Origin of the sequence: Thermogemmatispora sp. (genome assembly GCF_042408735.1) — a bacterium.
Taxonomy (GTDB): domain Bacteria; phylum Chloroflexota; class Ktedonobacteria; order Ktedonobacterales; family Ktedonobacteraceae; genus Thermogemmatispora.
Window position 1 is genome coordinate 1 of the sequence record NZ_JBHOQV010000071.1, and the last position, 15,184, is coordinate 15,184.

At 63.8% G+C, this 15,184-nt stretch carries 14 protein-coding genes and 2 pseudogenes; 8 read left to right on the top strand and 8 right to left on the bottom strand.

From position 1 onward, the window contains the following. The coding region (locus tag ACFMO7_RS05650) for a DUF1998 domain-containing protein (RefSeq protein WP_376794542.1) at nt 1-708 on the top strand (708 nt) is incomplete at its 5' end. A 491-nt stretch (nt 709-1,199) separates the two neighbouring features. Here ACFMO7_RS05650 and ACFMO7_RS05655 read toward each other — a convergent pair. From ACFMO7_RS05655 to ispD, 8 genes and pseudogenes are all read right to left on the bottom strand, one after another. Further along, nucleotides 1,200-2,516 (bottom strand): NAD(P)H-dependent oxidoreductase, encoded by a 1,317-nt coding sequence (locus ACFMO7_RS05655; protein ID WP_376794543.1) that lies wholly within the window; start codon nt 2,514-2,516, stop codon nt 1,200-1,202. Then, on the bottom strand, nt 2,513-3,028 hold the full coding sequence (locus tag ACFMO7_RS05660) for a PTS glucitol/sorbitol transporter subunit IIA (RefSeq protein ID WP_376794544.1): 516 nt from the start codon (nt 3,026-3,028) through the stop codon (nt 2,513-2,515). The genes ACFMO7_RS05655 and ACFMO7_RS05660 overlap by 4 nt, the downstream gene beginning before the upstream one ends. A gap of 215 nt (nt 3,029-3,243) precedes the next feature. Then, nucleotides 3,244-3,606, bottom strand: a pseudogene (locus ACFMO7_RS05665) (PTS sorbitol transporter); the annotation flags it as partial. Between the two features lie 242 nt (nt 3,607-3,848). Continuing rightward, nucleotides 3,849-4,373: pseudogene (locus ACFMO7_RS05670) on the bottom strand (PTS sorbitol transporter subunit IIB); the annotation flags it as partial. A gap of 23 nt (nt 4,374-4,396) precedes the next feature. Beyond that, entirely contained in the window at nt 4,397-5,017 is a 621-nt protein-coding gene (locus ACFMO7_RS05675; RefSeq protein ID WP_376794545.1) for a PTS glucitol/sorbitol transporter subunit IIC, read from the bottom strand. 134 nt (nt 5,018-5,151) lie between these two features. Then, nucleotides 5,152-5,613, bottom strand: coding sequence for a transcriptional regulator GutM (locus ACFMO7_RS05680; protein WP_376794546.1), 462 nt, complete (start codon nt 5,611-5,613; stop codon nt 5,152-5,154). Between the two features lie 61 nt (nt 5,614-5,674). Further along, nucleotides 5,675-5,980 (bottom strand): hypothetical protein, encoded by a 306-nt coding sequence (locus ACFMO7_RS05685; RefSeq protein ID WP_376794547.1) that lies wholly within the window; start codon nt 5,978-5,980, stop codon nt 5,675-5,677. Nucleotides 5,981-6,387: 407 nt separating this feature from the next. After that, the gene (gene ispD / locus ACFMO7_RS05690) at nt 6,388-7,122 is read right to left on the bottom strand and encodes a 2-C-methyl-D-erythritol 4-phosphate cytidylyltransferase (protein ID WP_376794548.1); all 735 of its coding nucleotides are present in this window, start codon (nt 7,120-7,122) and stop codon (nt 6,388-6,390) included. A 458-nt stretch (nt 7,123-7,580) separates the two neighbouring features. Between ispD and ACFMO7_RS05695 the strand changes: the two genes are divergently transcribed. From ACFMO7_RS05695 to ACFMO7_RS05725, 7 genes are all read left to right on the top strand, one after another. Continuing rightward, nucleotides 7,581-7,883, top strand: a complete 303-nt coding sequence (locus tag ACFMO7_RS05695) for a PTS sugar transporter subunit IIB (protein ID WP_376794549.1) — start codon at nt 7,581-7,583, stop codon at nt 7,881-7,883. A gap of 268 nt (nt 7,884-8,151) precedes the next feature. Further along, the gene (locus ACFMO7_RS05700) at nt 8,152-9,681 is read left to right on the top strand and encodes a PTS galactitol transporter subunit IIC (protein WP_376794550.1); all 1,530 of its coding nucleotides are present in this window, start codon (nt 8,152-8,154) and stop codon (nt 9,679-9,681) included. A gap of 211 nt (nt 9,682-9,892) precedes the next feature. Beyond that, complete coding sequence (locus ACFMO7_RS05705; RefSeq protein ID WP_376794551.1) at nt 9,893-10,375, top strand: hypothetical protein; 483 nt, start codon at nt 9,893-9,895, stop codon at nt 10,373-10,375. Between the two features lie 152 nt (nt 10,376-10,527). Next, nucleotides 10,528-10,989 (top strand): PTS sugar transporter subunit IIA, encoded by a 462-nt coding sequence (locus ACFMO7_RS05710; RefSeq protein WP_376794552.1) that lies wholly within the window; start codon nt 10,528-10,530, stop codon nt 10,987-10,989. A 483-nt stretch (nt 10,990-11,472) separates the two neighbouring features. After that, nucleotides 11,473-12,447: a thiamine pyrophosphate-dependent dehydrogenase E1 component subunit alpha gene (locus ACFMO7_RS05715; RefSeq protein WP_376794553.1), complete on the top strand. Its 975-nt coding sequence runs from the start codon at nt 11,473-11,475 to the stop codon at nt 12,445-12,447. Nucleotides 12,448-12,545: 98 nt separating this feature from the next. Further along, entirely contained in the window at nt 12,546-13,526 is a 981-nt protein-coding gene (locus ACFMO7_RS05720) for an alpha-ketoacid dehydrogenase subunit beta (RefSeq protein ID WP_376794567.1), read from the top strand. Between the two features lie 66 nt (nt 13,527-13,592). Next, nucleotides 13,593-15,116, top strand: coding sequence for a dihydrolipoamide acetyltransferase family protein (locus ACFMO7_RS05725; protein ID WP_376794554.1), 1,524 nt, complete (start codon nt 13,593-13,595; stop codon nt 15,114-15,116). The last annotated feature ends 68 nt before the right edge of the window (nt 15,117-15,184 follow it).

The window sequence follows — 15,184 nt, forward strand, 5'->3', positions numbered from 1 at the left end:
CCGGCCACCCACCACGAGGTCGGTGCAAGCTGGCTGGCAGACGCCGCCCATACGCTGGCCCAGGCCCTGCAACTGGGCGCAACTCGCCTGCTCGATATTTTGCCGGGTGAGCTGCGCATCGGCTGGAACTACACGCCCGCCTCCGATGGAGAAGCGGCCGGCAGCAGTATCGACTTTTTCCTGTTCGACGCCCTGGCCGGTGGGGCGGGCTATGCCACCCAGGTTGGCCAGGAGATCGAAAAGTTGCTGGGGACAACACAGCAGATCCTTGAAGACTGTCCGGAGCAGTGCGAGCAATCTTGCTACCGCTGCCTGCGCAACTATGGCAATCGCCTGCTGCATCACCGCCTCGATCGCCATCTCGGCAGGCGCCTGCTGAAGGCCATTCGCGAGCAGCAAGCCCCCGCGGCCTTCAGCCTGGAGGAGCAAGAGCGACAACTTGTGGGCCTGGCTCAGCTCTTAACCCTGCAGGGCTATCGCTGCTGTCAGCCAGGCTGGCTGGACAGTCAAGCGGTCCCACTGCTGGTTGAGCGTAGCGGCAGCGGCGCCCAGCTCGCTGTCGGTACCTATCCCGTCGAGCAAGACTATAAGCAAACCGGCCATCCTTTGCAAGGGCTGGAGCCGAGGCTTTGCCTGGTGAGCGACTATGACCTGCGCTACGACCTGCCCGGCGCCTCCCAGAAGGTCGCTAGCTGTTTTCGAGCTTGAACTTGAGCATCCTTGTAGGGGATCGAATGGCTGGATCCTTGAAATCAGTCGCGACCCCGATCTTCCTGATCGGAGTACCGACGCTCTCATCTCTCGTCACACGACCTTTGACGAAACTCCTGCCCCTTACAGGGCAGGAGGCGCGTTTTTGCGAGAGGGGGCCTGCGAGTTGGGGATTGAGCTGACCGCGCGGCGAGCGGGCCTCACCCACCCTCTCGCCCTCACGCCAGCCTTACCACGGCCATGTCCGCTCTCCCTCCCTCTCTCCCTTCCTTCCCTTCTTTACCCGGTCTTCCGGCCCTCCCACCTCCTCTGGCGAGCGGAGCGAGAGGCGGGGGCAGCAGACGGCGCCAGAGAAGGTCAGCCGTCCATGCTTGCCCGCCCCCATCCGTCCAGTTGCCGACAGTCAGCAGCATCAGAGGTGCCCCCACCGTGATCTCCCTTGACCCTTCGCCCGGCCTGGCCCGGTCGGGTCAGGCCCAGTCCATCAGCTAGAGCGAGGTCTCCCCATCGTAGACCAGGGCATCCTGCATCCGTCGGGCCTGCACTATAAAGGAATGAGGATCCAGCTCCACATCATCGTAGGTCAGCGTCTGACCGCGCGCCACCGGGCGGCGCACACGAGCGCGGGCCGTCAGCCCCAATGGCAACATACGCTGAGCCCGGGCCACCTCAGCCCGCTCAATATTGCCATAGAGCGACGTTCCCCCCAAGCCCTCCAGCACCTCGCCCTCCTGCAGATCGCGCTTAGCCACCGCCGTCGTCTCGGCCACCGGTGGACCTGCCGGAGCCAGCGTCGCCTGCCCATAGAGCACCGCCTGAGCGATCGAGCGCGGCGTCTCCAGGTTCGCCAGATGATACGGGCGATAGAGGGCCCAATATGGTCCCTCGCCCAAACGCAGATAGCGCAGATCCTCGATCACCTTTGGCTGCCGCGTCGTAATCACCAGAAAGACCCCCGGCGCCACGCTCCCCAGAGCATAATCGACCACCCCACGTCGCTCAAGAATCCCCCCATCCTCACGCGGGCAGAAAATCTGCGCCAGCGTTTCCGGCGTGGCCTGTGGCCCATGCATCCCACTGACGTCCGGCACCAGCCCCGTCGCATTGGCCACCGCCGTCATCTCCACCATGGTCTTTGTCCCATCGACAAAGGACGTCAACATATGAGCGCTCATCTTCTGGCGCCGGGCCTGTTCGGCCAACTGCTGCGGCGTCGCGCTCCGATCGAGCGGATTATTCTTTCCCTTGCCCGCCGCCACAATCTCAAAACCCAGCGAGCGCGCAAAATCGTACAACTCCAAAATGGCCCCCGGCTCATCGCCTGCCGAAGTTGTATAGACCACTCCAGCGGCATCCGCCATACGCTTGAGCAAATAGCCGATCGTCGCATCGGTCTCCACGTTGAGCATAACGATATGGCGGCGGGCCAGGATGGTCCGATAGGCGACCAGCGCTCCCACGGCGGGCACGCCGGTTGCCTCGACCACCGCATCAAGTGCGCAGATATCGGGGATCAGCGTCGCGCGCGCCGTCACCACTCGCTTGCCGGCGCGTAGGGCCTCATCGGCCTCGCGGCTGCTGGCCCCCGGAGGCAAGAGCACCACCTCCTCTTCACTACAGCCACAGGCGCGGAAGGCTGCCACGGCGCGCTCAGTCTCGATATCGGCAGCCGCCACCACCTCCATCCCCTGCATCTGACTGATCTGGGCGATCAGACCCGCGCCCATCTGACCCACGCCCACCAGGCCCACACGGATGGGACGTCCCTCGCGCTGACGCGCTTCAAGTTCCGCAACCAGGTTCATAGGTCGTGGCTATCCTCCAATCTGAGCAATTCCAGCAAGGTCCCCACCGGGGGCAAGTGGAGCAAGGCCGGAGCCACCGAGATCGTTCCTGGCAGGGCCGCCTCCGTGGCCCCATCAAAGTGCACTACCAGGTGGCCCAGCTCGGCCAGATTGGCGCTGGCCACCTCTCCCACCGCCGTTACCCGATAGCTCAACACCCGGCCTCCGCCGCCACCCGCCTCCGCCGGCTCATAGAAGCGCAGCAGGTCACCCACCTCGATGCTTCCCCGCAACGCCGCCCCCGTATGCACCAGCGACACCTCGCGTAGCTCAGGTGGGGCCTGCTGCCCAAAGAAAATCAGAATACCATGCGGCAGAAACTCCACCACCTGGGAACCAATCTCCTGAATGACGGCCCGATACTTGACCACCATTCGCTCCCCGGCCCCCGCTTGCTCATGGGCGGCGTCCGACCCCGTCCCCTCCAGGCCGGGCCGCTCCGCCGCCCACTGGTTGAAGTACATCGCAGTCATCAGCGTCTGCCTCCGTCGTCAAAAGCAGGCAGCAGCCAGCCAGCCAGAGCTGCCTGCCATCGATGCCAGCTCTCTTCCTCACCGCTGGCGACCTCCGCTCTCTTCCTCCCCTCCCTCTCCCAGGCAGACAGGCAGCCAGCAAGGGCAAGGGAGAGGACCAGGAGAGAACCAGGGCCAGCACCTCCCTTTCCGGGCCGCCATCAAGACTCTTCGAGAAGCTGCACATCCTCGGGCCGCACCCCCGAGACAAAGAGCTGCTCCGTAATGAATTTCATCAGGGGCCCCGAGGGCGAACTCGGCTTGACATCAATCGTCAAGATCTTCTTCATCGGATAGACCCCAATGCGGGCCGTCCCGCCGCAGTCGATCACCACACAAGCGATCTGCTTCTCGGGGGCCGAGGAGCGAAAGCCATCAAAGGCCCGTCCCCCGCTCAACTCCGCAATGCGCTGGGCGACGGGATGGATACCGCCACCAGTCACGCAATAAATCAGATCCTTGCCAGGCTCAGGCTTCACAATCAACGGCCCGCCCCAGCCACCACGTCCGCGTGAAATCTTGACAGCACGATAGGGCATCGTCGCATCCTCCTTTCGCTACTCCTCAGCGGCTCAATCCAGGTCCAGGTCCCAGGTCGCTGCCAGAGGTGGCAGCGACCCTGACCAACCCTAAGGCGAGCTGGCCTGGAGCGGACTCACCGACTAGCCGACTCAAAGCCCTGGCCGCTTATCCGCCATCTGGCCTGAAGCGTGGCGGAGTCGGGATCGGGGCCAGGCCAGGCCGGGCCGGGCCAGACCAGACCAGCTCGATGCCGGCTCTCTCAGTGACCGGCGTACATCCCAAAGCTGGCCAGATAGGCAATCACTACCGCCAGCGGCCCAGTGATCAAGCGCGACATCAAGACCGCCGGCACGCCAATCTCGGTCGTCTCCGGCTCGGCCTCACCGAGCGCCAGCCCGACCGGAATGAAATCGCAGCCCACCTGGGGATTAATGGCGAAGAGGGCCGGCAAGGCATACTGTGGAGGAATATGGCCTAGGCCAATCTCGACGCCGAGCAGCGTCCCCACCACCTGAGCGATCACGGCACCGGGGCCCAGCAGCGGCGACAGAATCGGAATAGCGCAGATAACCGACATCAGCAGCAGCCCGAAGATGTTCGAGGCCAGCGGCGACAGGGTATGAGCGATGATATTGCCAATACCCGTGTACAGAATGATGCCGATTATCATGCTGATGAAGGCCATAAACGGCAGAATGTTGCGGATCACCTGATCGATGGTATCGCGACCAGCCTGATACAGGATACCGACGACATTGCCAACGGCCCGCCCAATGGCCTCCAGACCACGCGCAACAACCTGCATGACTACGCCTCCTCTCCGCTGGCGAAAGCCGCCCCACCGGTCTCAACGGCAGGCGCAGCTCCAGCACTCGCTTCCGATGTAGACTCCTCCTGCTGCCCTTCTGGCGCCGAGCGACGCGCCCACATGATGGCCGTGATGCGCTCCGTCACCAACCCACGAATAAAGATCACCAGCAGGCCGACCAGGAAATAGCGGATCGCCAGGTCGCCCAGCCCCAACCCGAGCTTTGTGATGCCGGCAGCAATGCCAGCCCAGACAAAGATCTCCCCCGGATTGGCATGGGGAAAGAGACCCAGAATGGGATGGACAAAGGATACCGCCGCGTCGTAGAAGGCCGGCTTCTGCTTCTCGGGCAAGAAGCGCCCCATAGTATAGGCCATAGGATTCGTGAGGAAGAAAACCGCCAGGAAAGGCAAAACCAGATAGCGCAGCAGAACGTTGCGGCTACTGATCATAGCCACCTTGTCGATGCGCTCGGGACCAATCAGACGGACGAGCGCATTGACGGCGGTCATCAGGACAATCAGCAGGGGGATGATGCCAGTGACCAGGCCAACGAAGGTCGTGCCCCCCTTCTGAAACATGCCGATGAAGCCCTCGGCAATACGGGCTGCGATCTCCACAAGATCACCTCCGGACAAATAGATGACAGGACGATCTTATGTCTGCTCTGAAGACTTCAGGCCGCCACCAGAGCAGATCAACGGGATGGGGAACAGCCGAGTCAGCCGACGCTCAAAGAGGCCGCTGCCTTCTCTCAGGGCTGTGACTGTAGGACTGGCAGGGCCGCCGGGCGCGCCTGCGATCCACTCCCGCTGCCAGCAGATGAGCCAGACCGAGGCTGGCAGGCTTCCCGCAAGGTACGGGCCGCTGCGCCAACCGCTTCCATCAGACGCGGCGACAGGCCCGCGGCGCTCAGCGCGGCGGGCGAGAGCAGCTCATCAAGAGAACGCCCCACAAGCTGGGGAAGAGGGCGCAGCCGCGCAAAGACGGTCAGGCCGCTGAGCTGCCTGGCCGCGATGATCGTCTGCTGCGTGGGGTGGGCCACCAGCACTACATAGGCGCGCCCGCGGTAGCGTCCTCCCGCCATAGCTGTCGCACAGCAGCCCAGGCGCCGCAGGCTGCTGACCTCGCGGTAGAAGCGGCGCGCCTGCCAGTAGGCCAGGGCCAGTTGCAGGCACCAGGCGAGCAGGGCAGCGATGGCAACTTGCTCGATCATATGAACCTCCTGATGTCATACTCAAACACGAGGGCAACAGCCTGACCCGAGCCTGCTCGGGTTAGAGGCAGACCTCGGCTAACTCGCGGGAAAGCTCGATCGGTTTATTGACAACACGTCGGGGCAGGCTGGAGACAAACAGCAAGGGGTCGGCCTGCGCCTCATGCTTCAGACGGCGCGCGAGGGCGCTGGCGCGCCAGGGGAGATCACGACAATACTGGCGGAGCAAGACAGCCGCCGGCTTCTCGACAACGTGGGCGCAACGATGGCAGACGATCCTCTTGATATAGAGCGAGGCATAGAAGACCGTGTGCAGCGTCGGACGACCGCAATAGAGGCAGTCCAGTTCAGTCTGGCAGGCTATCATAGCGAGCGACGCCCCCTCTTTTCTCGACTCGACGATCGGCCACCCTGCCGCTCGGGTCTCTCTCCCTCACCTGACCTCCGCAGGGAGGGCACAGGACGCCGGGCCTCGTCAGATAAGCGGCTAGATAGGTGGCCAAGAGGCAACTGGGCCTGAGCGCAGCGGCGCCACAGCGCGCCGCACTGCGCTGCACCCTCCACAAGGCCGTTGCTGGCAGGCACTTCGCATGCATGCCAACGAAGAAATAGATTCTTTCGAAGAAATAGATTCTTTCTATATACCCCTACAGCCTGAGCACTCAGCCAGCGGCGGGCAGAGCCGCACCAGAGACCTCGTCCTTCCTTCATAACCTGGCCTGGGCGGTACTTCGTCCAGGCCGCCCGGCCTCCCCGCCTCTTAGCCGTCTCTGGCTAAAGGCCGTAATGGCGACAGAGCCGCTCGGCCTGCAGCAGATCGTAGGCTGTGGTGATCTTGAAATTGGTCTGATCGCTCTCAACGACGGCTACCGGGTAGCCAATGCGCTCCAGAGAGGCCGCCGTGTCGGTGCCCTCAAAGCGATCCTGACGGGCACGGTCGTAAGCTGCCAGCAGCCAGGAAGCGCGGAAAGCCTGGGGCGTCTGGGCCCGCCAGGCGCGCTGGCCGGCAAAGCGCCGACAGATGGCTCGCTGCTCGTCAACTTCGACGACCAGCTCCTCTTCCTGCAGGGGCAGGGCCAAAATCGCCCCACCACAGGCCCGGGCCTTCTCAACCAGCTGCTGGATGCGCTCGGGCAGCACAAACGGACGGGCGCCATCATGGATCAAAATCAGCTCTATGTCGCCGCTCTCGATGCGGGCGCGCAGGGCATCCAGAGCACACTGCTCGGAGGCGTGCCGCGTTGGCCCCCCCTGGACGATGCGCCGCACTTTCTGACAATGCGCGGCCTGCGTCAGCTTGGCTAACTGCTCCTCTTCCCCCGCGGCAGCGACCAGCACGATCTCATCGACCACTGGACAGCGCTCAAAAGCCTCCAGAGTGTAGATGATGACCGGCTTGCCATGAATGGGCAAGAAGATTTTGTTGATCGGCAGCCCCATGCGCCGCCCCTGGCCCGCCGCCAGAACAACGGCCACTACCTGCCGCGCTGCTCTCCGCTGGTCGGACACCGTTTCACCTTTGTGCACATTCGATATTTTGTGCATAGTATACCCTGCCCTAAGGCGAATGTCAAGCCGGCAGGTCGTGGCAAGAGGAGAAGGGCCACCGCCAGCGAACAATTGTCCACGGACGCACAGGGTTGACAGGCCACGCTATGCTCAGGTACCATAGAAGCAAGCGCGATGGACAAGCTTGCAATCTCTGGACAATTGTCCAGACTCGCGCCAGGCAATACCCTGCAATGGCCGATGAAAGGAGGTGCCGTCGATTCAGCTGAGTGCCTGGGACCTCCGTGCGTCTTCAGCAGGGCGGACCCGGCGCGCAGCGAAGTTGCCGCAGCCTGCAGCCGGAGCGGTGCGCCCTCCATTCGGGGTGCGCCTGCTTCCTCACCTCGTTGCTTCTCCCCTTAGCAGCACAGGAGGGAACATCACAGAGCCGTGACCAGCCGGCAGGAGGTTTTTCACCCATGCCCGAGATGCGTATCCTCGTTAGCTGTGGCACCGGGATCGCCACCTCGACCCTGGCCGCAGACAAGCTCAAGCGCCTGCTCAAGAGTCGGGGTTTTAGCGTGACCACCGCCTCGTGTAAAGCCGCCGAAGTTGCCGGCAAAATCTCCACCTTCCGACCGCACGCCATCGTCTCAACGACCCAGGTCGCCGTCAAGGTCCCTGTCAAGGTCTTCAACGGTCTGCCGCTCATCAGTGGCGTAGGAGCCGAGCGGCTCGCCGACGAGATTGCCGCCTATCTGAAGACGCTAAGCGCCAGTTGAGGTCTCTGCCTGTCAGATAGCAATCGCTCTCTGGCTGGTCAAGGGGGCCAGCGCTGCGCAACGTACAAGCAGACAGGTGGATAACCTGACAGGCAGGCGAGAAGCCAGGAAGACGGGCGGGTAGACCGATCAACTCTGTAAGCAGTGTAAGCTGAAGGCCAGGCCATCGGGCGTGCACTCTTCCTGTTGCTCTGAGTCGAGTCAGGGGCCGGGCCGGTGCGCGCAGGGATGTCCTGTCTATCCTCACCACGGGTAGGAGGAACCAGCAATGTCCGCTGTTATGGCCGTCATCAACTACATCTTGAATCTCGGCCCCAGCGTCATGATGCCCATCATTATTTTTATTCTGTGCATGATCTTCCGCATGCCCCTTGGGCGTTCGCTGCGGGCCGCGATCACTATCGGCGTTGGCTTCATCGCTATCAATCTCGCTATCGGCTTGCTCGTCAATACGCTGGGGCCGGCGGCGCAGGCGATGGTCAACAATATCGGTATTCACCTCGACGTGATCGATGTCGGCTGGCCGGTGGCTGCCGCCATCTCTTTCGGGACCGTCTCCGTTGTCCCCTGGGTCTTTATCCTCGGCATCATTCTCAACATCGTGTTGATCGTCGTGCGCTTCGTCAAGACGCTCGACATCGACATGTGGAACTACTGGCACTTCATTTTTACGGCGGCCTTCGTCTATGTGATCACCCAGAATTTCTTTATCGCCCTGGCGCTGGCCCTGCTCACCGAGCTGGTGGTCCTGAAGCTGGCCGATCTGTCGGCGCCGATCGTTCAGGATTACTACGGCCTGCCCGGCATTTCACTGCCGCACAGCAGTACGGTTGATTGGTCACCGGTCGGTTGGGTGCTCAATAAGCTGCTGGACCGCGTTCCGGGGCTGAACAAGCTGCATGCCGACACAGGGACTATTCAGGAGCGCTTCGGCATTATCGGGGAGCCGATGATTGTCGGCCTGGTGCTGGGTCTGCTGATCGGCATTCTGGCCTACTTCCCAGGTCTGGCCAGCGATTTCAGCGGTTCCTTCGCAAAGATTCTGACGACCGGCATTACGCTGGGCGCGGTGATGCTGGTGCTGCCACGCATGGTGGCTATCCTGATGGAGGGCCTGGTCCCCCTCTCGGAGGGCGCGCAAGCTTTCATCAGCCAGCGCTTCCCGGGCCGCGAACTCTACATCGGTCTGGACGCCGCCATTGTGATCGGCTTCGCCAACAATATGACGGTCGCCCTCCTGATGATCCCCATTACGCTCCTGCTGGCTATTGGGCTGAGCTTCCTCGGTCTGAACCATGTGCTGCCCTTCACGGATCTGGCGGTGCTGCCCTTCCTGGTCATCTGGGCTACCACCTGGTCGCGCGGCAATGTGATCCGTGGGGTGATCATCGCCACGATCTTTATGGCCGGCATTCTGTCGGTGGCCACCTTCCTGGCCCCGATGACGGTCGTCCTGGCCAAGGGGGCGCACTTCGCTATTCCCAAGGGGGCCATCTCGATCTCTAGCCTGGATTCGGGGGCGCATATGATCTCGTTCGTGCTGGTTTTCTTCTTCGCTCTGAACGAGGTCGGTTCCTATGGGCCTGTCTTTCTGGCCTGGGCGGCGCTCTGGGTGCTCTTTACTGTGGTCTGCTATATCGCCTACTTCGTCTACTGCCGCTCGCATGTGCCGGGCATTGACGATAAGGCGCTCTATGTGCGGGAAGAGGCAGGGCCAGGGGAGCTGGCGGAAGGCGGCGCCGGCCCGATCGAGTCCGAGGGCGCTGGCGGTCAGGCCATCGCCGGGCAGGGTCAGTAGCCTCCGTCTCTGCTCTCCAGCCCTTCGCCAGGGAGGATCGGCGGGTGGTCAGCCGGCGCTGGTTTGGCCGACTGCCCGCCTTCGACAGCCAGCGAACGGCACAGGGAGCACCCGTTGACCGGTCTGCTTTCCTTTCAGGTCCGGCGCCGTGCCTGGAGAGAGCAGATCGAGCGGAGAGAAAGGTCAGCCGACGGAAGGGGGGAAGCACTCGATGATTGGCATTCTGGTCGATTATTTGATGGGGCCTCTGGGGCGGGCATTGGAGAGCGCCTATCTGAGGAACGCGCTGCCAGCCAGCCTGCTTCTGTTGACCTGGATGGGCGTGGTCTGCTGGGGCCTGCGTGGCGTCATTCGCCTGCGCCAGCAGCTACGGGGCTGGGTGCTGGAGCTGCTGCCGGAGCATGATCTCGCTGACCCGGAGACGCCTCAGCGACTCTTGCAGGCCCTGGAACCACGCTGGCAGGCAGCAGCAGCTCGCGTGCACTATATGCCGACGCGCCACGGTCTCTGGATACGCCGGACCACTCCCGAGGCCCTGCGCGCCGAGGTGGGCTTTACAGCGGAGGGCCTGGCTCGCCTGCTTCTGCGCCTGGCGCCCCTGTCTCAGTCTCAGCCGGTGGCAGGCTCAGGCAAGCCACGACAGCCACTGCGCCCTCTCCGTCCAGCGGGAGCTGCTAGCCGCTCGCGACGCTGAGGAGGTGCCGCCGCCCTGGGCCGGCTCCGGCTACAGGCAGTCCGGATAGCCCAGGGACAAGATAAGAGAGGAGGCGATCGACAACGATAGGGGAAAATATCGCTCGGGGACTGGAGCCAATCGAGCTGGAGCTGACTCTCAATGGGGTCACGATGCCGGTGCTGGTCCTGTGGGGCCTGACTGCGAGCAGCAAAGAGGAGCTGTTTGCCAGAGTGCATGAGGAGCTGTGGCGCCGCGGCCAGGTACATCCCAGCTACCTGGCGGGGGTACAGGAGCGCGAGCGGCAGTATCCTACGGGCCTCGACTTCGGCGAGTTCGCTGTAGCTCTGCCTCACGTCGACTTTGAACATGTTATCCGCCCAGCCCTGGTCGTGGCTCTGCTCAGCCAGCCGCTGCCTTTTCAGGCGATGGATGATCCTACGCGGCAACACCTCTGCCAACTGGCTATTTTTCCCGTGCTGACCTCGGGCGACACGCAGCTCGCCTTCCTGCAGGCGGTGACTTGCGCCCTGCAGCAGCCCGGTTTCTATGCGCGCTTGATCTCCCTGCAGACACCCCAGGAGATCGCAGCCTGCCTGCAAAGCATGCTCCTGCTCTCTTCCCAGGAGGACTAGCAAGCGATGAGGCGATCCCGCTGGAGCTACCGCCCCTCCGCCTCCAGCGGGATCATCCTTGCTGGCTGCAGACACCCGGCCCCTGCGAGCTGGTGCCCCTTCTGCTCCGGCAGCTCCGGCGCTCCCCTATCTAGATCGCCAGGGCCACGGGCTGCGAGGGCGTCGAGGAGGACGGCCAGCGCTTCCCTTCCCATCAGACTTAAGGGCCAAAGGCGCCATTCAGCCCTCTCCTGTCTTCCGCCGCCCCGAACAGCCGCCGGCCGGCCCCCCTCTCTGGCAAAGAGGGGAAGCACCCGCGCAAGCGCTGCGGCTTCTGGAATCAACCGCCCAGGAGGGCCGGGAATCGGCCCGGCCCGCCGCTCAGTCAGCCAGCCTCTGGCCTGGCTTGACGCTGCCCGCCTATTGACAGCCGTTCCTCCACATGGTACATTGAGTATGTGTGCAGGATTGAATATTTGTGCAACACAGCAGGAGACATCAGCCATGTCTGAAGCGCTTCCCCCTCTCTCTCCCGAGCAGATGCGCGGCCTGCTGCAGACCATGTACCGTATCCGGGCCTTTGAAGAGAAGGTTGACGAACTCTTCATGCGCGGCGAGGTACATGGGACAACCCATCTCTCTATTGGAGAGGAGGCCACCGCCGCTGGGGCCTTGCAGGCTCTGCGGCCCGACGATTATATCACCAGTACCCACCGTGGCCACGGTCACTGCATCAGCAAGGGGGCCGATCTCAAGCTGATGATGGCCGAGCTGCTCGGCAAAGAGACCGGCTACTGCCGTGGGCGTGGCGGCTCCATGCACATCGCCGATGTGGCGGCGGGCAACCTTGGGGCCAACGGCGTCGTTGGCGGCGGCATCCCCATCGCCACCGGCGTTGGCCTCAGCATCAAGATGCAGGGGCTTGATCGTGTTTGTCTCTGTTTCTTTGGTGACGGGGCCGCCAATGAAGGCACCTTTCACGAGTCGCTCAACCTGGCTGCCATCTGGGATCTGCCCGTGATCTTCCTCTGTGAGAACAACCAGTACGGCATGTCGATGTCCGTACGGCGGGCCATGCGCTGCGAGACCATCGCCCAGCGGGCCGTGGCCTACGGCATCCCGGGCGAGCGCGTCGATGGCAACGATGTCTTTGCCGTCTATGAGGCCGTCTCGCGCGCCGCCCTTCGGGCGCGGGCTGGCCAGGGTCCCACCCTGATCGAGGCCGTCACCTATCGCTACAAGGGCCACTCCAAGAGCGACCAGAACCGCTACCGCACGCGCGATGAGATCCGCGCCTGGCAGGAGCGCGATCCCATCAAGCGTCTGGCCACCTATCTGCGCGACCATGGCCTGCTCACACAAGAAGAGATCGAGCGCGAGGAGGCCGCAGCCTACCAGGCCATCGAAGAAGCCTATCAGTTTGCTCTGGCCAGCCCCGAACCTGATCCCGACGCTCTGCTGGAAGGAGTCTACGCATGACTGGCTCTTCTTCTCTTTCATCGACCGTCACTGCCAGCCCTCAAAGCCAGGCCCAGGCCCAGGCTGCTATCCCGCAGACGCAGGAGGCCGCCCAGGAGATGACCTACGCCGAGGCCATCCGTGAAGCGCTGCGTGAGGAGATGCGCCGCGACCCGCGCGTCTTCCTGATGGGAGAGGACATCGGCATCTACGGCGGAGCCTTTGGCGTGACCTACGGCCTCATCGAGGAGTTCGGCGAGGAGCGCGTGCGCGATACGCCTATCTCTGAGGCCGCTCTGGCCGGCTGTGCCATCGGGGCCGCCCTCACCGGCATGCGTCCCGTCGCTGAATTCCAGTTCAGCGATTTCATGGCCCTCGGCATGGATCAGATCGTTAACCAGGGGGCCAAGCTACGCTTCATGTTCGGCGGCAAGGCCCAGGTACCGGTGGTCTTCCGTGCCCCGCTCGGCTCAGGTACTGGGGCGGCAGCTCAGCACTCACAGAGCCTGGAAGCCTGGTTCGCCCACGTCCCTGGCCTCAAGGTGGTCCTCCCCTCGACGCCCGCCGACGCCAAGGGACTGCTGATCTCGGCCATCCGGGACCCCAATCCAGTGATTTTTCTGGAACACAAGCTGCTCTACCGCTACAAGGGACCAGTCCCTCGCGGCGAGTGGACGCTGCCTATCGGTCAGGCGGAGATAAAGCGTCCCGGCAAGGACCTGACAATCATCGCTCTCTCGATCATGGTGCCGCGCGCCCTGGCGGTGGCCGCTCGCCTGGCCGAGGAGGGCATCGAGGCCGAGGTGGTCGATCCGCGCACGCTGCGCCCGCTCGATGAGGGAACACTGATCGCCTCGGCGCGCAAGACTGGCCGCGTGCTGATCGTCCATGAGGCCGTGCTCACCGGCGGCTTCGGCGGCGAGATCGCGGCGCGCATCGCTGCCAGCGAGGCGTTCTATTACCTCGACGCCCCTATTCTGCGCCTGGGCGGGGCCGAGACCCCCATTCCTTACAACCGGACGCTGGAGCGGCGCGCTACCCCCCAGGAGGAAGATATCTATCAGGCCGCCAGGCGCCTGCTGCAACGGAGGCCGCTGTGAGCCAGCTCAGCCAGCGGGCAATCAGACATGCGAGCCGCCGATAGACACGGCAGAGGTGACAGCCCAATGCAGACGACGCAGACCCAGCCCGAGCAACGTACGCTCACCATGCCCAAGCTGGGCATGACGATGACCGAAGGTACGGTTGTACGCTGGCTCCTCGGTCCAGGAACCCACTTCGAAAAGGGTGAGCCGCTGGTGGAGGTGATGACCGATAAGGTCAACCTTGAGGTCGAAGCCCCCTGCACGGGCCAGCTCCTGCAGATTCTGGCCGACGAGGGGGAAACGCTGCCAGTAGGCGCGCCCCTGGCCCTCCTGGCCGCCGAGGGCCGTGATCCGGCCGCCGCTGCCGCCGCCGCAGCCTCTCTTCCCCCCTCTATCCAGGCAGCGCAGCCCAGGCCGGCGGCGGAGACCAGGTCGGCGCTCTACCCTTCAGTCCCGGCCCCCGGACAGGACGATTGGGAAGATCGGGAGGAACGCGTGGCCAGTACACCGGCGGCCAAGCGTGAGGCCGCCCTGCATGCCATCGATCTGCGCAGCATCGCCCAGGCCGGCTTTCCTCTTCCACTGACGCGCGCCGACGTGTTGGCCTTTATCGAGAGGCACCAACCGGACCAGGATCGCTCAGCAGTGCGGGCAACGCCTCTGGCACGCAAGATGGCCCGCGAGCATCAGTTGGACCTGGCCAGCCTGGCCGAACAAAAAGGCGGCGAGAAGGTGACGCGTGCCGATGTGGAGACCGCCCTGGCGCTCCGCCAGCAGCAGACGACGGCCCAGCCCAGCCCAGGAGATAGGGCCACCGCCCCGCTCCGGCCACAGGCACCCACAGCGCCCACGCCGGTGGCCGCCCTGGCGGAGAGCGAGGAGGCCGAGGTCGTCCCTCTCTCTCCTACCCGTCGCCTCATCGGCCAGCGCATGTTGGCCAGCGTCACGACAATTCCCCATATCTACCTCGATCTGGAGATCGATATGAGCGAGGCCGAGCGCTGCCGCCAGTCCCTGGCGCGCAGCCTGGCGGCCCAGGGCGAAGCAGCACCTTCCCTGACCGCCCTCATCATCCGGGCCGTGGCCGCTGCTCTGCGCACTCACCCCGAGGTCAATGCCACCCTCGACGACAGCGGCGGGCCTGGCAAGGAGGTCATTCGGCGCTGGCGGGCTGTCCATATCGGAGTCGCTGTCGATACTGGCCAGGCCCTGCTGACGCCGGTCATTCGTCACGCCGACCGTCAGACGTTGCCCGAGCTGGCGGGCAACCTGCGCCGCCTGGTCGAGGGAGCGCGAGCCGGCAAGCTCTCGCCCGATGACCTAAGCGGGGCCACCTTCACGATCTCCAACCTGGGCATGTACGGCATCGATACGTTCCATGCCATCATTCCCCCGGGCCAGAGCGCCATCCTGGCCATCGGCAAGGTTGCCCAGCGCGGTGTGGTCATCGCCGACGGGCCAACTAGCCACTCGCCTCGCCTGGAGATCCGTCCCATCATGAAGGTCTCCCTCTCCGCTGACCACCGCGTGCTGGATGGCGCTACCGGCAGCCGCTTCCTGCAGCGCTGCAAGCTGCTCCTCGAAAATCCCTATTTACTGCTCTAAGCTAAGAGAGGGGGAGGACCGAGCGCTGGCAGGCTGACTGGCTTGCTGGCCGCTTTCCGCCAGGGTCG